Below are 21337 nucleotides of genomic sequence, written 5' to 3'. Positions count from 1 at the left end.
TTCTATCTCCGAATATCCTGTGGAAAATCTATGTTGGTGAGTGGTGAAGCAATTACTGTTTCTGGGTGACGCGATGGCACTACAAAGTTGAAGAATGTTTCCAGCCTTGAGGCGATTACATCTGGTAACATATTCAAGCCAACGACTGCACTTGACAACAACCATTCCTATATAAAGGTTTTAGATGTATTTAAGTTTTATAAACTACTAAAAATCTACCGAATTACCGTAGTTTATACTCCCAAATTTTCCCCAAGTTGTCAATCTGTTTTAAGGTCTTTTTGCAGGAAAGACTCAAAGTTGAAAGCCCAAAAGCGTCTAAACTCGCTTGCCGCCAGCGATAACACCAAACTTAATTACGAATTACAAATTATTTAATCATATCTGCAAAATGATTTAGATAAGATTACAACAAGTGGGCTACGTATAAAGTAGTTAAGTAACCTTTAGTAATTTGACCATTGAACTTGGTATTAATTAATTCAGCGATCGCATGAAAAAAACGCGCTTTTGTAATGCGCTCTAAATTTAAATGACCAGAGTAAGTATTTAAGAGGTTGAGATAACTTACACTGTTGTATGTTGCATCCCATCGATAAGAGCGATAGACTACTTCACCAAACAAACCTGTTTGTTCAATCTCACTTGTTTTATTAGGGACTTTCTGCTCACGCAAAGGAGGCTCATCGTCTTTAACCAGTTGAGGAGCTAAACTTTTATATAGCTCCTGTACTTCTTCAAAGAAGCCATGACTAGCATCACTATGTACGTGTTCATTCCAAAATAGCGCGATCGCTCCTTCATCTCTGAGGGCAAGATCCGTTTTTTTGTAAGCAATACTTGGGTCAAGCCAATGAAAAGCAGTCGCCGAAATCACTAAATCAAAAGCATTTTCTTCGGTCATCCAATCCTCAAAAGCGATGTTATGCACTTCTACTTGCGGATAAGCAGCCAGATTTTTTTGAGCAACTTTAGCAAGATTCTCACCCAACTCAATACAGAGTATACGATAACCCCGGCGGGCAAAGGGTAAAGTTGCCTGACCAGTACCACAACCAATCTCTAATATTCTTCCGTTTGGAGTGATTTTTGAGAGAGACACCACATCGTCAAAAAGTGCCTCTGGATATCCTGGTCGAACTTGGTCATATAACAGTGCTACTCGATCGAAAGTGGTTCTTAAGTGACTTATCTCATCTGTCATGTGTTTGTGGTCAAGATAATTCGTAATTATTACCCCACGACTGAAGTCGGTTTTAAAATTAGATACTACAAATATTACTTAATGCGATCGCCTTTAGGTTATATCAAATTTTTTATAGAAATGTTACATAAATCTCAGACAGTTTGAGCGATCGCATCTATAGGCTAAGTTGAGGAAGCGATCGCGTTTGAACAAGGATTAATCTATCACATCTAAAGGAGTTGGTAAGACACGGCGATTTTTGTATTCATTAGGTTCGCCATCTAGTGAATTTTGCTCTCGTTTAATTTCCATATATCGAGTGTTTGATGGTGCTGAATGCCAACTCAGCATTGTTAAAAGCATTTGAATCCTGGGTATGTCTTTAAATTTTCCTGTTTGCTGAAGCTGCTGAAGCACATAATTTTCAAATATCTGTTGATAATCTGGATTATCATCTAGGTTTTCTGCTATTTCCCAACTATTATTATTAAATAATTGAGTGTATCGTACTTTCCGTTTGCTTAAATATAACTTGCTTTCAATTTTTACTGCACCCATACCTAAAGGTTTACCCATCCCTAATGAAAGACGGTAGTTATTATCTGGAGCAATATCAAGAATCCACATTAATGCACCAATTTCAACGTTACTCAAATTTTCAAATTGAATAGTAAAGTTAAATGTAACGCCTGCTTTTATTGGTTGAATCTGAGTTTGAATCTCTTCATTTTTATCGGGTTTAGGATGGTGAATATCGTAATTACTTCCTTTATGCCAATATAGTTTGTGTCCACGAATTACAGTTTCTTCAGTAGGTTGACTTGCATAATGTTTCAGCTTTGATTTCTCAGCTTTAGTTTCTTCTGGTTGTACTAGGTAATGTTGATATGTACTTGGTTTGGGACTAGCAAGAATCTTGGGAGTGATTACACCCTCAGTCATAAATATTTTATCTGGCGGCGTTTCACAAATTGCATCACTCACAGAAATTCTACCTGCACGACTTTGGTTTTTCCCTTCAGGTTGCTTTTTCTGTCTCACAAAACCAAAAATCGCCTCAGCAATATCAATTATGGAATCATCTCGCAAATATTCTGGAATAAAATCTACGACTGTCGCCGCTTTAGCATCACCTTTTGGAGAACAGGGAATGCGGAAATTAGGACTATGACCAAATAATGTAACTATATTTCCTTGTTTTGGTTGACAATAAAATACAGGACGGTCTTCTTGCAACATCCCTAATTTTTCGTCAAAGGGTGGTTTTTGTTGGAAGTCTGTTAAAGCATTGCAATAATGTTTGATTGCATCAGGGTCAATTATATAAGTTTTACTTGGTCTAGGATCAGGAGCAAATACAACACAGTGATAGGTACGTATACTTTCACTATCAGTGTCAGAAGTTTCCTTCATGTTTCCACTAGTAACTAATCTTCCTTGATTTAGTGGGTATTGTTTGGGAATAGTGACATCCTCAACTATATACTGATACTGTCCTTTTGGTCTAATTCTCTTAAAACTAATTGGTATATTTTGGGGTAAATAACCTGGATCATCAAATCTCTTTAATTCGGGAAAATCAGCCGATGATAAATCTTCTTCTTTTACCCAAGCGAATGAGGTTGAGTTATTTTCTCGTGCTGGTATAATCTTCCAAATATCACCATCACGTTTGAGATAACCAGCTTTTACTTGATTTGGTTTTATATATTGTTTGTATGCTTGAGCAAGGGAATCATCTTTAGGTAAAGTGGCAACAGCACGAAAATATAATCGCTGATGATCTGAGACTTGAGTTATTTTGCTGAAACTAATAATTTCGATTAAAGTCCGTAGCATTCCTCGCAAACTACTACCAGGAAGTATGGGTTTTTTCGTGATGAGGTCAATGTAATAAAAATCTGGTGAATTTTTGGCTTCTTTACCAGATTCAAATTCTTCTTTGGTTAATCCACAACGAATGTATAGTGGTGAAGAAGTTGTTAATATACATTCAATTCTGCCAGTATGCCTATCTGGATAATAACAGTTGTTGTTACGTAATTTGCCATTACTTTCTAATTCTGCGGAGACTATTTTATCGGGTAGCTCAACAAAATTATAAGGTGCGATCGCTTTCTTCTTATTTGGAATTTTACGAATGTGCTTTTTCATCGATAACCTTTCTTGATTTAAGTGACACGAGCCGACTAAGATAAATTCGAGCTAAACCTATATTTTCGTCATAATCAATATAGTTATGAACAATAAGATATAGAGGACGATACGATTTTTCAGTTTTATTAAACTCAATCCCAGTCACAGGTACAGCATGACGTAAACCTTGAGAACCATCTGAGACTAAAGTAAATTTATCCTTAACTTCTTCTGCTTGCGTTCCCCAGAGGATTTGCTTTTCGGTAAGAAATTCTGTATCTTTATTATCTTTAATAAGAATAGCTTTTAACCCGTCTTCAGTTCGCCAAAACATGATTTCTGCGCTGTCGCCAAAAACTCGACCTTGTTGTAGGGTTTCATAATTAAAGAGGGGAAATTTATATTTAGGAAATAGTTCTTCTGGTTCAGTCGGTGTAATTAAATTTGCTTCTGAGTCAAAATATCCCCAAATAACACCATCTTCTGCATGAGCTAGGAGATATTTTAAGTTATATTCTGAAGACTGAACTTTTTCTTGTAGCCATTTGCGTAAGTCAGTAGTATTAGAGATATTTTGAATATCATCAAGGATTTTACAATCTGGTTTACTCATACTGTTTTACCTGATTTACAAATTCTGTAACCAAAATATTTAATTCCGCTTGTATTTTATTGAGAGAAGATTTTTTATTCAGCAAATCCTCAACTTGCAGTTTGTTATCCTTAAGTTTAAATTTCCATTTCTTGGGTGAATTTGTATACCAATTAATAATTGCTTCTTTACCTTGTAATCTTCCCCGTCCAATACTGCTTGTACTACCTACAGGTAAATCACCAGTCCATAAATCTTTCAGTAATAAAAGCAGTAAGCCGATTTCATATTTTTCTGGTTGGCGTAATTCAATTTTTAATTTTAGTTCTGTTTTTTCGTTTGCGAAAATTGGTTGTTCTTGAAACAATGCGCCGTGTAATGCACCACCTGTAAATCTATCGATCGCAATTCGGGTTTGCACTAAATCGTTAGTTTCTTTAATGATGCTTTCATGAACTATTAATCGACTAGCTTGTGCTTTGAGATTGTTATCGTTAGAAATTAAATCAAGATTATCCTTGTTATCTTTAACAAAACCAAACATCTCATCAATTATTTGTATTCGAGAAGTTTCTCTTTGGTTATTTTCAGCTAGAGTATTTACAATGCGTTCGGCTCGATGACGCAACACACCAGCTAAACTAGTACCAGATAGAATTGATTTAAGTTCGCCATTGCGTCGAGATTTGAGATGTACGTCGTCTGGTGCTTTTTGGGTATCAGCTTGACTGGAACGAATTAATAAGGGACTAGCGAGAGTGAATGTAGCTTGAATTGTGAAGCGATTTCTGTTATCTTTCCAGCCTGATTTTACCTTAATTCCTGCTTTTTGAAATGCTTCTAATATTTTGGGATAGCTGTTATGAGATGAGAATAAACCTGTTGTCCAGTGCTCAAAGTTCAGCCATTCTATAAGATTGTCGAGTTTTTGCCAATCAAATCGCCATACTTGCCATGTTTTCACATGACAGCGACCAAATCCGCGTCTTTTTTTCATACCCAGAGAGATTTCACCATCTTCTAATCCTTGTAAGACGATGAATAATTCTCTAATTAATTGCTCGCGGTCATCTGATTCTCCTATCAATAATTCAAAGTAAAGTTCAAATTTAGTTCCAGCTTCTAATAGTTCCAAATCATATTTAGCTGTGTCTACAGCTGTTCCGGTAAGACTACTGATTTCGACTCCATCTCTTAATTCAGTTTGGATAAATTCGCTGCTGAGTGCATCGTTAACAATTAGCGGACTTTGTTCACCATCATTATCACTGCGATCGCCACCAAACAACAATGATTTTTCTGTAGCATCATAACCATGTTCAAATTCTCGCAAATAGTTCCTTAATGCTCCAGTAATAGATGAACCCATGAGCAATGCTTTATCTTCTATAATATCTCGTAAAATTACTAAATCAGCGTCACCATCAGCATCGCCACTACCTAAACCAGTTGGCGTATCTAAAATTAAAGTGCCTTTAACTATTATGCGTTCAATAATCAAGCGTTGATTGCGAGTTTTGAGGCGTTCACAAATCATCTATATCCTCCTTTTTTGCCTTTTTTGCTAATGCCATAATTAGGCGTAAAGTATATTTTTCTGCTAATTTGCTATTTTGAGCGAATTCATCAATAATACTTCGCTCTACACTAGCAACATTGACTCTTAATTCTTGTTGATTACTCATCCATGACCAAGAATTTGGATGACTTAACCAGGTTTCAAGCTGCTGTTTAAGAGACTGATTATTTCCACCAATTTTGGCATTATCGAATTGACTACTAACCTGTAAAAGTGATACTACTAAATTACAATCACCTGTTGTAAGAGCTTGTCTAGCTACAAATTCTAAACGAGAAAGTTGACTATTATGAATATCACCTTTGATTGAATTACGTCCCAGATATTTTTGCAAAGCTTCATCTAACTTTTTATGCAACAATCTTTCCGCCATTTGTGCGGCTAAATTATGTGAGCTATCTGTTTCTAACTTGGGTACAGAAGTGTCTGAAATAGGATCTGGAACTTTGAGTATAAAGTCTTCTTGATTTAACCAGTTAATAGTAACTCTACCAAAACCTTCAGTTTTTCTTTCTCCAATACCTTTGGTTTCTATTACTTGAATTTGCTCTGACGTTAAAGAATTTTCTAATTTAAAAACAAAAACACTTCCGGCTGCGAGTGCTGTAACTGTCGGTAAAGGTAATCCCCATTTACGATTGAATCCACCGACTATAGTACTACTGCTAAAGCATCTTATCGGCTGAATCTCTCCCCCTAAAATTTTTTTCAACTCTCGTGTTAGGGGTGCGGGTATTTCGTGTTTTGTTGACGGTGGAATGATTGCATATTGCCCCCAGTCGTCGCGTAAAATTAAGTCACTAAGCAATGTAGCTGTCAAAAATTTTCTATCAGTTCTATCATCATCGTCAACAGGAATATTTACTTCGTTCCAATCAGCCGCATCAATGATATTACTAATATGAATTTGAGTGTGTCCATACCCTGCACTCTGAGAACCACCAAGCCAAATATCTGGTGATTTTGCTAATAAATTTCTGATAACCTGAGCATCAGTTTCGCTACTACATAATATTACAGCTTGAAAAGTCTGTTCGCTATCAATAGCTTCATAACGAAATATTTCTCCTTCGCCTTGGCGCGAACGTCCTTTTTTGCGATCGCGGTGATTGTGAATATTAATTCGTCGGTTTTCTTTATAATGAGTTATCATACCGCGTTCCTTAGTCCAAAAACCTTCACCAAAAGGTTTGGGAGTTTCTAGTTCATCTCCTTTATCAAGACTAAAATCATAAACCCGTAAAGGAGACTCATCAGTTAATTCTGTGTTTTTTTCCTTGAACCAAGAACGAGGAATTGGTAGTGTGCGTTTACCTTCTTTGCTTTGCAAATAAGCATTTAAATAACAGGTACTATTCCCATAAAAAAATAACCGCTTAACTTCATCTTTTGCTAAATCTAATTCCGATAAACTATGCTGCTTCATATAGCGTCCAATCACAGCACCCCGAATCATACTACCCGGAATATAAGAATAAGAAACATCACTATTCGGGTCGCCTGCAAATGAAGTTGCAAGTATGGGTTGTTGCGTTCTTAATGATAAAGTGATTACCTTCACTTAACTTCCTCCATAACTTTTCCAAACAAGTTTAGATAGTCATGAGTAATATCTTCCCCCGCATTATCATGGAGACTACATTTTACATGACCTCTTCCTCGATTTCGTCCGCTTCCTATACGTCGCAAAGCTAATACACTTGCAGCTAAAAGAGATAAACTTTCTTGCTTAGGTTGAGTTTCAAAAATTAACTTTGCCTCAAATTCAAGTTGACGTATAACCACACGAAATGAGCGCAAACTACCTTCATCCGCTACACCAATTTGGGAATTAATAGCAGTTTGACGGCGAATAGCGGTTAAAGAATCAAGAATTTCATTGTTCGTTAATTCTTCATTCTTAATTTGCCAAGCTACTGCTGTGCGTAAATCTTCTGGTAAACAAGCATCTCCAACATGGAGAATTCCCATTGTTTCTAAAGAACTACCAGGTATACCAAATAAAGTACAAGCTATATTTTCCCAGTAAGCACGAGCCTCTTTTGGTACGACACTTATTAAATTATCTGACTCTTCGCTTAACAAGCCCTTCAGAGTCCGTCCACGCAAGTAAGGAAATCCATAATTATCATGCTCTACTTCCTGGTCAATTACGCCTGCTACACCGTCACCTCGTCCAAAAGTTGTATCGCTTAAAAGTGTGATTTTTAGTTTATATACAATCAATTAATTACTCCCAATTCCTAAATAAAAGTCCATAGCTTCAATAGCATCAAAGTAACCACACATAGCATTTACCCAACCTTCTTTAATGAGTTTTTCATTTTCACCAGATGATGTAGGATACAATGGTAAATTGGGTAATTTATAAGTTAATAAAAACTGTGCGATCGCTTCACTAGAACCCTTTCGTAATACATCTCGCAACGCCATAATTTTGTTTTGGCGTTCTCTCCATTCATCTCCTTGCTTAAATTCGCTAATAACTTGAGTAAAACCTGGCCAAGTACGCCACTCATCCTGACTCTCTAACCATAACGGACGCATTTCTAAATGCCAAGATTGATTATTTTTAGGGACTTCATATTCACGCCGACGGATTTCTGAGATTGAACCTAGTAAACCACTAGCTGCAAAATGCCAATCAATTGCAGAAAAATAATCTACTCTGTGCTTTTGTCGCTCAGTTTTAACAAATTCCTTTGCTGATTGACATAAATCTTCACTCATTTTATAAGCTCGTGAAAAAGGATAATGAGTTTTGACAATACAAACACCAGCGCAAGCTGTTAAAGGTTTTCCATCAGTGACTTTTTGTTCTTGAAACTTTTGCAAGCATAATGCAGCCAATTCTAAACCTAATCTACCCTCACAAATAAAAGTAATATCATCGCCTCCATAAACTAAAGGACGGAAGGGAAGATAAACTTTATTATTTTTGCTATCCTGCTTTAAATTAAATCCATCAATTTTACCTTCGACTCTCCCTGATTCGATGTTTTTTATGAGAGTTTCAGCCACAGCTTTTAGTGTCTTAATACCTGCTGAGTCAACACTTTTAGAAAACTCGCGCATTACATTAAGGTAATCTCGATTTTCTTTACCCTCACCACACTTTTTAAATCTATCTCCCATACCATTACCATCGATATGAACAACTGCTACATAGCTAGACTCATCTTTAGAACGACCTAGATTATCTGTTCGATTGGGAAATTCATAAATACTTTCGTCAACTACTTCCGAAAAAATCTGCTGAAGTTTTACATTGGCTCTTTTAATAGCTATTAGCTTTTGCCTTGTTTCAGTAGAAATCAAATAGCTATCGAGTGCTTCATCGTCATCATAATTGATGTACTTATCACTTCTATCAACAGCAGGAAGCTGAGTTGAATTGCAAGTAGCAGTAACTCCTAAAGTAAGTAATGGTGCAGAATGTATTCGCTCGTATTTTTGATGCTCTATCTCATTTTTCTTTAAATCTTCCATTATTTCGTATAACTTATCGTTTTCCCAATCAAAATCAGCATGAGCAACTAATAAATTAATTCCTGATGCTTCAGCTAAAACTTTTTTACTCAATATGCGAGTAAACTCAACAGCAATTTTCCGTGACTTAAATAGAATCAGTGCATTTCCACCATTGGCATAAATTATTTCTGCATCAAGTCCGCTAGTTTCAATCGGTTGTTTTTGACGACTTTTAGGAATGCCTAAGTTGTTTTCTAGTATGTCTTCAACCAATTCTTTAGTGGCTTGAGATAAAAGAAACGAAGCACCAATATTTTCGCGTAGACGATTGCTATTGAAAATATAATTTTGCTTGCCAGTTGTATCAACTACAGTGATAGTAAACTGTTTCATTTTGCCCCCCTGTCATTTTCAAAAATCCACTTAATAATGTTGTCTGACAAATTCAGTAAATCTGCACATCCAAAAACAGCAATTTTGTTACCAGAGACTATATTGCTAATTTCTGCTTTGAGTGTATCTGGTTCATCTGAACGGCAAACTAAAGCAACCCTTGCTTCTTCTCCTCCCATTTGTTTAGCTCTTAAATATGCTTCAAAAAGTTTGCTTTTACACAATTTTTTATCACTAGCAGTTGTACAAGAAATTGCAAAAAGCTGATAACCGCGTGTAAATGCTACATCAAATTCAAAGCCATCTTTAGTTCCCTGAAGCGGGATGACAAAATTTAAGCCATAGTCTGTTATTACTTGGCTATTAGCAATCTTTTTAATTTGCTCTAAAACATAATGCTCTAGCCATATTCCATCGAGGAATTTACAAAAATCTTCAATTTCTGTAAAAAGTCCAATTTTCTTAACTTCTGCTAAAGCCAGATTATCGTCACTTGTTAATAGCTGTTTATCTCTAAATACTTCTACTATTTCTGATGGTAATTTATTTAAAGGAATGAACAACTTAGCCAAATCAGTCTTATTCTTCCATTTTCGATTCTCCTTCCGTGCTTCTGGACAAAATATATTATGATACCAATCAAACCACTGAGTTACCTTAGCCTTATCTGCAAACACTTTGACAAGTTCTTGAGCTAATTCTGGTAATTCTGGTTCCTGAGTCGGATTTTTCTTTAAATTCAACCCATGCAACTGGAAAATTCTGGCTAGTGGAATTTGTAGCGTATCTGCTTTAACTTTTAAACGCTCCCGTTCGTTATCTTCTCTATCTATACATATCTCTAATCTCCGAGGGTCAACATAGCTAAAAATAATACCGTTACGTCGTCTGTATACTTTACCAGTTTTATCCTGAATCTCTTCATAAAGCAATGTCCGGTAAGAATGTGCAGACATTGCTTTTGTACCACCTGTATAATTTAGCCCTATTTTTCCGTTGTTGATGCTTTTTAGTTTTGTGTTAATTTCTTTTTGAATGTGGTAAGCATCTGACTCATAATCATTCAGAGGAAGAAAATTTACATTAAACGCACTATCAAAACTATCTTTCAGCCGCTTGGCTTCATCCAAGGTATCTGTCGTATGTACTAAATACGCAGTCCCACCTTGGTGAAGCAATAACTTGGCCGCTACATAGTTGGGTAGGGGGTTTTCACCAACTAGCAAAAATAGATGGTCAACTTTATACTGCTCAAACTGAGTTGCATTCATGGGGTTGAGGTATCAGCTTTCTAAAAATATCCCCCCAGTATTACACAGTATCGGAAGTACCCCCTTCCAATACTTGCTAATCTGGAAAGCGTATCTCCGACGTACTCAACTACCGTGAATCTACGTTTCAGTCATCCCCCATCTCCACAACTATTACAACAACTAGCCAAAGGTTCTTTAGAGCAAAATCAAAATCTTACCCGTGCTATCCGCTTATGGACATTGCTGCATTGGCTTTACAGTGACAAAGGATATACAGCTATTGAAAGTAATTTTACTTATGTAGCTTGGCGTAAAGCTTTTTTTAGTGAAACTCATCAGGACGAAACTAAGCAAGATATTCTTAATCATCAAGATCCGGATTGTGCTTGTCTCAAAACAATCAGACAATGGTTTTTAGAATTGGAAGTGCCTGTAGACGAATGGCAATATTCTCTACAACAAGAAATATCAATATCAAATTCTGAACTAGAGAAGCTACTAGAAGAACGCCTATTTGCTCAAGTTCGGAAATCATTGCAGAGTGATTTAGATTTATTAGTCAGTCGAAAGTATTTGCAAAGAGAAAATTCTATATATGGAAGAAGTAAATATTACCAAAGAGTAGAAAAATTACCATTTTTTGAAACTGCCTTTAGCAATAAAAATCAAGCTTACTTGGCAGAAACTCTAGGTATGTTCAGTTTTCTTGACCCCAGTTTACCATTACTGGCTGAAGAATTTTCAGAACAAATAGATGAAGATAATCATCGCGTATTTTTGTATGTTGATTATCTCGTACCAGAATCGAGTCCCATACAAGATGCTGTCGATGAAATTCAAAGCGAGTTACAGTCGCTTTGGAATTCACAAAAAACTGTTCCCATATTATTGACTTATTACAGCGCACATCTTAACTTACAAAAAGAGTGCGCTGTTTACCCTGTTTGTATTTACTTTATGGAAAGAGCTAAATATTTATGTGCCTACGGTAGTACCCCAACAGGCGAAATTAATTGGTACAAATATCGCTTAGATAGAATAATTTCTAAACACATACAAACTTTAGACTGGGAAGACCCGCGCGTTCCGCAATTATTAAGAGAACAATATTATGATAACCAACTACCTACTCCAAAAACTGTGAATGTGAAATTAAAAGAAGTGTGGGGATGTGATTTTTATAAAGATAAAGAGTTAATGATATTGCGGTTTGAAAGATATTTTTATAAACGCTACATCCAAAAAATTAGCATTCATGATGCTTTCAAAATTATTGACTACCAAATTGTGATTAAGTTAATTAAACAAAATACTCTAAATGCAGAACATCAAAAGAATATTCTAGAAACTCTCCAATCTCGTCCAAGCACAGACGCTTATTATCAAGTAGATTACCGAGTAAACGACTATTATGTACTTCGATGGTTGCGAGCTTTAGGTTCCAAAGTTGAAGTATTACTGCCTTTAAATTTGCGCCAACAAATGGCAGAGGAAAGCCGAAATCTCTGGAATTTGTATAAGTAATCAGGCTAAGTAAAACGATTGAGAAAAATCAAATCATGTTAAGAAAAGTGAAATTAAAATTCTTTCGCTCCTTTTTCACATAGTGTCTCGTAGAGAAGGCAACTAAGCAATTTTTGCGATCGCATCTCCATACCAAATAATAGTAAGGAAGTAATTGGATATTTTACTCCCTTATAGTCTCGATCTGACTTGTACTTATACCACTGTAGTCTGGAAGAAGCGATTAGCAGGGCGTGTCAGACCAAGATTTTCACGCAACGTCTTACCCTCGTACTCTTGACGAAAAATCCCACGCCGTTGGAGTTCTGGCACAACTTTATCGACAAAATCATTCAATCCTTCAGGAAGAAAAGGGAACATGATGTTGAAACCGTCAGAACCTTCCTCAATCAGCCACTGCTCCATATCATCAGCGATGCTTTGGGGTGTGCCGACGAAGGACAGTCCGCCGTAACTGCCAATGCGTTGCGCCAGTTGTCGAATAGTCAAGTTCTCACGTTGCGCTAAGGCTATTACTCTTTCTCGTGAAGAGTGACCAGCGTTAGTCAGTGGGATTTCTGGCAAGGGGCCATCAGGATCGAAACCCGAGACGTCGTAGCCAAGCGCACTATTTAGGCTAGCGATTCCACTGTCATAATGTACTAGGCTATCTAAATGAAGACGCTTGGTATGTGCCTCGGCAACGGTTTCTCCCACGATGACTAAAGCACCTGGAAGGATTTTTATACTGTCTGGGTCACGGCCAATTGCCCGCGCTCGTCCCTTAATGTCTGCAAATAAAGCTTTGCCAGCTTCCAGATTACCAGCAGGTGCAAACACAGCCTCGGCGGTTTCGGCAGCTAATTGTCGTCCAGCTTCAGATGCGCCTGCCTGAACGATTACCGGCCAGCCTTGGACAGGTCTGGCGATGTTTAATGGCCCTCGCACCGAGAGATATTTTCCCTGATGATTCAGAACATGAAGCTTTGCAGGGTCAAAATAAATCCCTGCTTCCACATCCCGAATAAACGCATCGTCAGCGAAGGAATCCCAAAGACCCGTGACAACATCATAAAATTCTCTAGCCCGCCTATAGCGTTCATCATGCTCTATCTCTTCTTCTAAACCAAAGTTGAGCGCTGCGTCTGGATTGGCTGTGGTGACGATGTTCCAGCCAGCACGACCGCCACTAATATGGTCGAGAGACGCGAAGCGGCGAGCGATGTGGTAAGGCTGGTCGTATGTTGTGGAAGCAGTAGCTACTAGCCCGATGTTTTCGGTGACGCTGGCAAGGGCAGAAAGTAGGGTAAAAGGCTCAAAAGAGGTGACAGTATGGCTGCGCTTCAATGCGTTGATTGGCATATTCAGCACCGCTAAGTGGTCAGCCATGAAAAATGCGTCAAACTTGCCTTGCTCTAGTTTCTGGATGAATCGTTTCAGCGCTGGGAAGTTGAAATTAGCGTCAGGTAAAGCCCCAGGATAGCGCCAAGCGCCTGTATGTATGCTTACCGGGCGCATAAAAGCACCTAGTTTTAATTGCTTCGATCTGCTCATTAGTCCTCCGTATCAAGTTTAAAATACAGGTGCGTAGGCGTAGCCCGCCGTTCGCGCAGCGTCTCGTAGAGAAGGCATCGTCCCTTTGAAGTAGTTATTGGTTCTTAAAAATTTTTCGTCAAACTTTAACATTGAAATTATATCTAAGACAAAAAAACATAACTAAAGCATAATATCAATTTATTTTTATAATCTTACTTTGATAGATAAATATAATAGGACTTAGACCTGATGTTTTTATATTTTATGTTTGTAGTGTGATTCGCAACGACATCTGAAAAGATACCTCATAAAAAAATAACTACTAATAGCTAACAAGCTTATATTTATTACGAAATTAACCTCTTAATTATTCATTCACACTCACAAGTTTGAGCAGTCTAGATATAGGGATATCCAAGAAGTAAGAAAGAAACTCTTGCCGCCAAGTATCATAAAGTACTGCTAAATCATCAGTTCAAGCTGGACGAGTAAGTATTGCTGTCATAAAGTTTCCTTTGGGTAGTGGAGAGTGGAAAACAATTTAATCCAAAATATAAAATTCTTACTTAGCCTTTAGTACAACACAGCGGAAATAAACCAATCATTTCAAATCAACGAAACCCTTATACTGTATTCATTTTTAATTTTTAATTCCGCTTTGCGGTACTAGCTCCTATTTTCAAATTGGTGTGGGCGCAGGTCGTCACAGACATCGCTGCACTATCTACTATTAACGTTCGCACTCTTGGTATAATTTCCGCAGTAAAACGCTCCATTTCTGTGGTAAAAGGCTGGAATTGCAGCATAAAAGTATCAATTCCTACTTTGGTAAATTCAGCAATCCGATGGGCTACAGTTTCATAGCTACCAACCAATCCTGCTGCTGTACCGCCATTGCTCCCCACACCAGGGTACTTAGCCATGTTTTTGAACATAATGACTTCAGAATCTACTCCTTTGAGTAATTCTGAGCGATCGTCTTGTGCTAGTATCATTGCTCTGAGGTTTTGATATTCCGCTTCCGCCTCTTCATCTGTCGGTCGAGCAATCACAAAAGCTGACATAGCGAAGCCCAGAGGTTGGGAGCGAGAGCGAGTTTTTTGAGTGACAGCCGCAATGGTTTCGCGGATGACTTCAATGGGACGACCATTGAGGAAAAATGTATGCGCTTCTTTTGCGGCTAGTTCTTGGGCTGGTTCTGACTCTCCACCCACATATATACGCGGATGTGGTTTGGCTATGGGTGGGGGATTGAACTTCAAATCATTAATCTGAAAATATTCACCGTGAAAGTTGACTTTTTCTCCACTCCATAAAGCTTTGACAACTCTAATCCATTCATCTGAATAACGATAACGCTCATCGTGGGGAAGGAAATTTATCCCCGCTTTTTCCATTTCTGGCTTGAACCAAGCACTGACTAAGTTAATCGCAAAACGTCCGTGACTGATTGCATCAATACCTAAAGCCATCTTTGCTAAAACGGCGGGATGAAACAGTAATGGCTTAACAGCTGCAATAATCTCGATAGAGTTGGTTGCTTCTGCCAGCGCTGCTGCTGCTGTCCAGGTTTCTAGTTGGTCAAGTTCTTGATTCCTGGGATTGATAATATGTTGCGCTATTAAAGTTGTGGTAAACCCGCACCTTTGGGCCAATTGGATTAAACTCTTGGCTCGTGAGTAACTAGCATCACGAGGTTCAAGAGGATGGTTCATCACACCGCAGTTACCGTAAACGGGAATCCAAATCCCATAGCGTGGTTCAGACATAGCTTTCTAGAACCTTTGTAGTCAGTACTAAAACTTTATTTTTGCACCTAGAATAATCATACGTTAATTCGGTAGATATACCGTATTATACTATTAAATTTGCATAGATGAAGATAAAAAACAAGGTGTATCTCCCCAGCCCCCACTTAATTTGGAGGCAAAAATGTCAGAACCACGCTACGGTATTTGGGTTCCAGTTGGGGGTAATTTTGGCCCTCTCGATACGCCAGATGAACAGATTGATGCTAGTTATGAACGCACGCGATCGCTAGTAGTTGCTAAAGAAGTTGACCCAGAAGCCGCCATGTTCAAACTCTTCGCTAAAAATCCGGCGGTTGGTGGCAATGGTGGTATAGCCGCAGGCTTGGTTGGTAGCTACGACACAGTTGCCACCAGAATAGCTGCTTTTGCCGATGCAGGTATCGATACATGTATGTTGCAATTCAATCCCTTTGCACCAGAAATGACCCGCTTTGCCGAAGAAGTTATGCCTCGCGTCCGACACTTACAGCCTGTAGTTTAACTGCGATCGCACTAGGTGAAAATTTGGAAGTTGCATACTCTCATATGGTTAAATCGGGTTTTTCTGGTAGACGAAGCTGGTAGCTTGAGCGATTGCGCCGATGAGTTTTTAAAGAGTTGTCAATTCATTGCTCAAGCACAAGGTTGAAACCCAAATTACTTTGTGGCAGAGTTCGTTAAAAGCATAGTATAAATTAACACCTAAATAAGTCCATCTAAAGAAATGCAGATATTTGAACTAGTTGGCAATCACTTGTATGTACCAGATTTTGAATATCTATTAGGAGAATTGCTCTACGCCTCAGCTACAGAAGGAATTAAAAACCCCAAAGTTAGAGCTTACGTCGAAGTCAGAAGTCGGAGGTCGGAAGTCGGAAGTACACTTTTATAACGGGGATTAAATAGTGAAATAGCATCAAGATGAGTAGAAAATCTCGAAAACCATTGATTGGGATTACAACTTATGGTCGCCTTGCACCATTACCATTTTCTCTGCCAAGCGAATATATAGATGCAGTCCGTGCTTCAGGTGGCATTCCTATATTATTACCACCAGGAGAAGTTGAGCCTGCTCAACTTCTAGATTCTTTGGATGGTTTAATCATCTCTGGTGGTGGAGATATTGACCCTGCTTGCTACAACGGTTTTGTTCATCCTACTATTTATTCTGTTGATCGCGAACGTGATGCTTTTGAATTGCAGCTTGGCAAGTTTGCTCTTGAACGTCATCTACCGATATTGGGTATTTGCCGGGGTTTACAAATTCTCATCGTCGCCTGTGGGGGTACTCTAATTCCTCACATTCCAGATGTCTACGGTACATCTGCATTACATCGTCTAGAGCCGGAACCTGGACGACGTTTACCTACAGAACATTTGGTCAGGATAGATGTAGAAAGCCTTTTAGCTGACTGTTTACAGAATTCTCACATATCTGTAGTTTCTTGGCATCATCAAGCGGTAGATAAAGTACCACCTGGTTGGCGGGTTGTTGCTCATGCTTGGGATGATGGAGTCATTGAAGCTGTGGAGCATGAACAGCATCCTTGGGCAATCGGTGTGCAATGGCATCCTGAGCTATCAATTCTCAATCATAGTCATCAAAGACTTTTTCAAGCTCTAGTTCAGGCTGCACATACACAACACTTATATGATGAGCGTAATCCCGGAATTGGTTGAGCAATATGAGGGGGGACGCTTAATTAAGCACCAAATCCTTTCAAATAATTATACTTATTCCTCGAACATTTACCCAGGAAGATCCTTTTGTCTAAGGGTGGAAGGGGCTGAAGCTGAAAATGCGCCTTGGACTCGACAGCGTTGGCAAGTTCTACCAACAGCTAGTCTTTACAGTTAGCGAGGCTGTTAGTGAACCTTACTGAAACGCTTTACGGGTAACAGATTAAGAAGAATATTTTATTCTCAATAAAATCTACATTTTTATCATTACTTATTGCGAAAATATTAAGCGCTTATTTTGAGTCTTGGAAAGTAAATCAAACAGTAAATGTTGATTTTTTCTTCGATTTTCAACTTTGGTTTGGATCTTGAGTAATATCGTTCGATTGAACATCTATTCCAGTTTCAACTCCAACTGATATCAGATTTTCTGACGGCGTAAACTCATCAATAAGCGTAATTATCACTGCTGCCGCAGGCACTGCAAGCAGCACACCAATAAATCCAAATAGCTTACCCATTACCAAAAATGTTACAATCACCATCACTGGATGAATATTAACTTGCTGACCCATCACCAAAGGCTGAACAATATGGGCATCTATTTGATTCATTACAAAGAAAAGTATTAACACAAATACTAGCTTTAGCGGTGAAATACTCAAGGCTACTAACGCTGGTAAAAAAGCACCAATAATCGAACCAAAATAAGGAATTATTTCAAATAAACCTGCAATAATCCCAAATGGCAGTGCTGACGGAATCCCCAAAATCAAAAGTCCAAACGTTACTCCAGCACCCAGAAATATCATCGCTATTCCTGTCCCAAAAATCCAGCCTCGCAATCTTGTCTCGCAAGCTTTAAGGATTCGTTTAGACCGTTGATGATGTCGCCTTGGAACTAATCTTAAAATCCCTTTCACTAAGGAATTAGGATCGTAAGCCATGTAAAGCGCTAAAATTAACGTCGCTACCAACTCAACGGTTAAACTTAAAGCTTCACCTAAGAAAACTGGTACTCCCCCTAGTAACTGGTCGGTTAAATTCCGTAATTGTATTAGTGCTTGGGAAATGTCAGGAATAAAAGTGAATTTCTGACGCAGTTGTTCAACATCCCCTGTTAATCTATTGAGATAAGTTGGTAATGTTTTGATTAATTTTTGGGATTCAAATGTCACACTAGGTAGGACTACAGTAGCTAATACCACAATAAATCCGACGATTAATCCAATTAGTAGCAAAACAGCAATATCCTGTGATTTGACTAACTTTTGCAAAAACCTTAATAGGGTTCGCAAAATTAAAGCAATCAATGCTGCAACAACTAAAAGTTCTAATACTGGTAAAAGTTGATATAAAATGTATAGTACTGCCGCTACCATTACTGCCAATGGCGCACCACGAGTTAACTGTGACCATCCATTCTCTGTATCTCTGTGATTCGCCATTAATATAACTTATTCTTCTGTTTTAGTTTGACAAATTTAGTGCCTGGGATGGCGCAGAATTTTTATTTTTAAGATTAGCTGTAAGCCTGATTACCACAAGTTTCGTTTTTCTCTCTTGTTTGTGCCCATATAATCAAGTCAATTTTAATTTGTTCAGATATTTCACTCCCTAGCTAAAATTTTATTCTATTTACCCTCAAAGAGGTCTAGAAATTTAAATTATCTTTCTTGAGAAATAAGTTTACCAAATTGTAGCTATTTCAAATAGTGTCGCAGCCATGACCACAGGTGATTTTTGAACTGAACAGGCTCTGGTGATGGTGAGTAAGTTGATGGTTTTGTTTGAGCAATATTATTCCTTGAAAGTACACAAATAGTTAGTTCGCCATCTGTATAATATCTGTCACCTCCTCCGTTACGACCAACCCATGTGGCCCCTATACCTGTGACTTGATATAATTGGGCAATCTGGTGTATCTTTTCAATACTTTTAATTACGTTATCTCTTTCTTCATCAATATCTGCATTAATATGGTGAGTAATTTGTCCTGTGCGGTGGCTAAGTTCCACGCTTTGGTCAAATGTTGCTGAACCTAGCCATAGGGGTCTACTATCAGCATTCAGGTTGTTTGATTGCCACAAGCGAATGTGATGTCTAGTTTTGGCATTGTTTCCTATAGGTAGTTCAAAAGCTAAATCCTGTTTGCGTCCCCACAGATATAAATTACTTACAGGTGCAGTTGGGTAAGAATCCTTGAGAAGAACACTTTTTGCAATTCCAACACTTGAGCGTAAGGTGATTGGGTCTGCCGGATACCAGCCTGCTGCCAGTAGCGTCTGCACCACTTCTGCTGTTGTACCGACAAATCCAATATTCAAAGGATCTCCAGATATACCTTCTGCCGTTTGCGTCGTTTTCGGAGAATGTTCCAGCTTGGGGTTATGTTCGTAGTGACGCCACAGTGCTGGTAAAACGACATAACTCACCAGTCCATATAAGCCGAGCAAACCAACTGACGTTCCAAAAATATACCAAAACCAATGTCGATGTTTTGGGCGTGCGTTACTATTTGAGTTAGAGGCTTGTTGCATTTGAATCCGGCGACCAAACTATATTGACTTTTTTAATTAATCATCTTTAGTTAATGGGTTGTACCACTGATCCCTTGGCAAAAGTAGTTGATCTGACTCAGGTGGGCCCCATGTATTTGGCTCATACTCATAAATGGGTGTGACGTTATCGAGAATTGACTGGACAATCCGCCATTCCTCTTCTACGGTATCTTCTCGTACAAACAAGGTGGGATCGCCCCGCATGGCATCACCCAATAGACGTTCATAGGGTTCCATCTCGTCGCCACCTCCGTGAAAGGCTAGGAGTTCAACCGCAGAGCCGATCATATCTTCTCCAGGGATTTTAGCGCGAGCGCCTAATCCCACAATTACCTCTGGATCTAGTAAAAAACGAACATAATTAGCGTTTTCTTTTCCTCCCTCCTGGAACACATCTAAAGGTGGACACTTGAGCTTGATCATCACCTCAGTAGTTTTGACAGGCAATTTCTTCCCAGCCCGAATGTAGATGGGAACTCCTGATCACCGCCACGTATTAATATATAACCGCACAGCAACAAAAGTTTCTACTTGGGAGTCAGGAGAAACACCTTCTTCGTTACGATAATTACAAAATTGACCGCGAATAATCTCATCAGGTTGTACTGAAGGTATAGCTTTGAGAATACGTTCTTTTTCATCCCGGATGGAATCGACAGCCGTACTAGCGGGAGCATCCATACATACTGAAGCCAATATTTGCAGCATGTGATTTTCCACCACATCCCGAATTGCGCCAGTTTCCTCATAGAAGCGCCCCCTTCCTTGAATGCCAAAGTCCTCTGCCATCACAATCTGGATGCTTTCAACATAGTTGCGATTCCAGATAGGTTCAAGAAGAGAGTTGGCAAACCGAAAATAGAGTAAATTTAGCAGTGGTTCTTTGCCCAGGTAATGGTCGATGCGATAGATTGATGATTCGGGGAAAACTGATGCCAGAATTTGGTTTAACTCGCGTGCTGATTTCAAATCCCGTCCAAATGGTTTTTCAATTACCACCCGCGCATTTTTAGCACAGCCTGATTTGCCCAATCCTGTCACTACTTGTGCAAACAAGCTCGGTGGAATTGCCAAATAGTAGAGGGGACGAGTAGCATCACCAAGCGCTTGACGTAATTTTTCGTAAGTTTCTGGTTTGTTGTAGTCACCAGCAACGTACTGGAGTAGACCAGAAAGTTTCTCAAATGCGTCTTGATCTATACCACCATGATGTTTTAAGCTATCATGTGCCCTTTCCCTAAGTTGATCTGTCGTCCAAGGTCGTCCGGCAACCCCAATCACTGGGACATTGAGATTGCCTCGTCGTACCATTGCCTGAAGGCTGGGGAAGATTTTCTTGTAGGCCAAGTCACCTGTTGCCCCAAAAAATACCAGTGCGTCTGAATCAGAAGTTTCCATGACTAACCTCTTTAAAAATTAGCTTTTTCATCATGCCCGCCAAACTGATAGCGCATGGCTGACAAAAGTTTATCGGCAAAGTCTGCTTGCCCACGCGAGCTAAAGCGAGCAAAGAGCGCCTAACTTTTCACCAGAGTCGGTACAGATTCATCAATTGCTACGATCGCACTCTAGCGCCCTTCGTCAAAATCTGATACACGACCACCAAACTCTTCTTGATTGAGGCTTGTCAATAAGGCGATCGCTGTCAAATCCAATT

General features: G+C 38.7%; 17 protein-coding genes and 1 pseudogene. 4 read left to right on the top strand and 14 right to left on the bottom strand.

What is annotated here, in order from left to right; genetic code table 11:
* Nucleotides 1-2: 2 nt before the first annotated feature.
* From RMZ43_RS09880 to RMZ43_RS09840, 9 genes are all read right to left on the bottom strand, one after another.
* On the bottom strand, nucleotides 3-158 hold the full coding sequence (locus tag RMZ43_RS09880) for a hypothetical protein (RefSeq protein WP_322651436.1): 156 nt from the start codon (nucleotides 156-158) through the stop codon (nucleotides 3-5).
* Nucleotides 159-406: 248 nt separating this feature from the next.
* The gene (locus RMZ43_RS09875; protein WP_322651437.1) at nucleotides 407-1204 is read right to left on the bottom strand and encodes a class I SAM-dependent methyltransferase; all 798 of its coding nucleotides are present in this window, start codon (nucleotides 1202-1204) and stop codon (nucleotides 407-409) included.
* A 198-nt stretch (nucleotides 1205-1402) separates the two neighbouring features.
* Nucleotides 1403-3340, bottom strand: a complete 1938-nt coding sequence (locus RMZ43_RS09870; RefSeq protein ID WP_322651438.1) for a TIGR03986 family type III CRISPR-associated RAMP protein — start codon at nucleotides 3338-3340, stop codon at nucleotides 1403-1405.
* Entirely contained in the window at nucleotides 3321-3935 is a 615-nt protein-coding gene (gene csx19, locus RMZ43_RS09865; RefSeq protein ID WP_322653105.1) for a type III-D CRISPR-associated protein Csx19, read from the bottom strand. The genes RMZ43_RS09870 and csx19 overlap by 20 nt, the downstream gene beginning before the upstream one ends.
* The gene (locus RMZ43_RS09860) at nucleotides 3928-5451 is read right to left on the bottom strand and encodes an RAMP superfamily CRISPR-associated protein (RefSeq protein WP_322653104.1); all 1524 of its coding nucleotides are present in this window, start codon (nucleotides 5449-5451) and stop codon (nucleotides 3928-3930) included. The genes csx19 and RMZ43_RS09860 overlap by 8 nt, the downstream gene beginning before the upstream one ends.
* Nucleotides 5441-7054: an RAMP superfamily CRISPR-associated protein gene (locus RMZ43_RS09855; protein ID WP_322653103.1), complete on the bottom strand. Its 1614-nt coding sequence runs from the start codon at nucleotides 7052-7054 to the stop codon at nucleotides 5441-5443. The genes RMZ43_RS09860 and RMZ43_RS09855 overlap by 11 nt, the downstream gene beginning before the upstream one ends.
* Nucleotides 7051-7719, bottom strand: coding sequence for an RAMP superfamily CRISPR-associated protein (locus RMZ43_RS09850; RefSeq protein WP_322651442.1), 669 nt, complete (start codon nucleotides 7717-7719; stop codon nucleotides 7051-7053). Before RMZ43_RS09850 ends, RMZ43_RS09855 begins: the two co-directional genes overlap by 4 nt.
* A complete protein-coding gene (locus RMZ43_RS09845) occupies nucleotides 7720-9357 on the bottom strand; it encodes a Cas10/Cmr2 second palm domain-containing protein (RefSeq protein WP_322651443.1) in 1638 nt (545 codons plus the stop codon). It abuts the gene before it with no gap.
* Nucleotides 9354-10628, bottom strand: a complete 1275-nt coding sequence (locus RMZ43_RS09840; protein ID WP_322653102.1) for a Card1-like endonuclease domain-containing protein — start codon at nucleotides 10626-10628, stop codon at nucleotides 9354-9356. Before RMZ43_RS09840 ends, RMZ43_RS09845 begins: the two co-directional genes overlap by 4 nt.
* Before the next feature lie 114 nt (nucleotides 10629-10742).
* On the opposite strand from RMZ43_RS09840, the gene RMZ43_RS09835 reads away from it, so the two are divergent.
* Nucleotides 10743-12134 carry a TIGR03985 family CRISPR-associated protein gene (locus RMZ43_RS09835; protein ID WP_322653101.1) on the top strand — a complete coding sequence of 464 codons (1392 nt, stop codon included), beginning with the start codon at nucleotides 10743-10745 and terminating at the stop codon, nucleotides 12132-12134.
* A gap of 195 nt (nucleotides 12135-12329) precedes the next feature.
* On the opposite strand, the gene RMZ43_RS09830 is transcribed toward RMZ43_RS09835, so the two are convergent.
* Together RMZ43_RS09830 and RMZ43_RS09825 are read right to left on the bottom strand one after the other, a co-directional pair.
* Nucleotides 12330-13667: an LLM class flavin-dependent oxidoreductase gene (locus tag RMZ43_RS09830; RefSeq protein ID WP_322651446.1), complete on the bottom strand. Its 1338-nt coding sequence runs from the start codon at nucleotides 13665-13667 to the stop codon at nucleotides 12330-12332.
* Between the two features lie 629 nt (nucleotides 13668-14296).
* Entirely contained in the window at nucleotides 14297-15418 is a 1122-nt protein-coding gene (locus RMZ43_RS09825) for an LLM class flavin-dependent oxidoreductase (protein ID WP_322651447.1), read from the bottom strand.
* Between the two features lie 163 nt (nucleotides 15419-15581).
* Here RMZ43_RS09825 and RMZ43_RS09820 point away from each other — a divergent pair, with 163 nt between their 5' ends.
* From RMZ43_RS09820 to RMZ43_RS09810, 3 genes are all read left to right on the top strand, one after another.
* Nucleotides 15582-15941: a hypothetical protein gene (locus RMZ43_RS09820; protein ID WP_322653100.1), complete on the top strand. Its 360-nt coding sequence runs from the start codon at nucleotides 15582-15584 to the stop codon at nucleotides 15939-15941.
* Nucleotides 15942-16163: 222 nt separating this feature from the next.
* A complete protein-coding gene (locus tag RMZ43_RS09815) occupies nucleotides 16164-16331 on the top strand; it encodes a hypothetical protein (RefSeq protein WP_322651449.1) in 168 nt (55 codons plus the stop codon).
* 29 nt (nucleotides 16332-16360) lie between these two features.
* Nucleotides 16361-17119, top strand: coding sequence for a gamma-glutamyl-gamma-aminobutyrate hydrolase family protein (locus RMZ43_RS09810; protein WP_322653099.1), 759 nt, complete (start codon nucleotides 16361-16363; stop codon nucleotides 17117-17119).
* A gap of 350 nt (nucleotides 17120-17469) precedes the next feature.
* On the opposite strand, the gene RMZ43_RS09805 is transcribed toward RMZ43_RS09810, so the two are convergent.
* From RMZ43_RS09805 to zwf, 3 genes and pseudogenes are all read right to left on the bottom strand, one after another.
* Nucleotides 17470-18567 (bottom strand): AI-2E family transporter, encoded by a 1098-nt coding sequence (locus tag RMZ43_RS09805; RefSeq protein WP_322651451.1) that lies wholly within the window; start codon nucleotides 18565-18567, stop codon nucleotides 17470-17472.
* A 255-nt stretch (nucleotides 18568-18822) separates the two neighbouring features.
* Nucleotides 18823-19659 (bottom strand): LssY C-terminal domain-containing protein, encoded by an 837-nt coding sequence (locus tag RMZ43_RS09800; protein ID WP_322651452.1) that lies wholly within the window; start codon nucleotides 19657-19659, stop codon nucleotides 18823-18825.
* Nucleotides 19660-19695: 36 nt separating this feature from the next.
* Nucleotides 19696-21078: pseudogene (zwf, locus tag RMZ43_RS09795) on the bottom strand (glucose-6-phosphate dehydrogenase).
* Nucleotides 21079-21337: the final 259 nt, after the last annotated feature.

The sequence above is a fragment of the Nostoc sp. CmiVER01 genome, from assembly GCF_034531135.2.
Lineage (GTDB): Bacteria > Cyanobacteriota > Cyanobacteriia > Cyanobacteriales > Nostocaceae > Nostoc.
The sequence above is the reverse complement of the archived record's forward strand: the minus strand, read 5'-3'. Positions and strand labels throughout refer to the sequence as shown.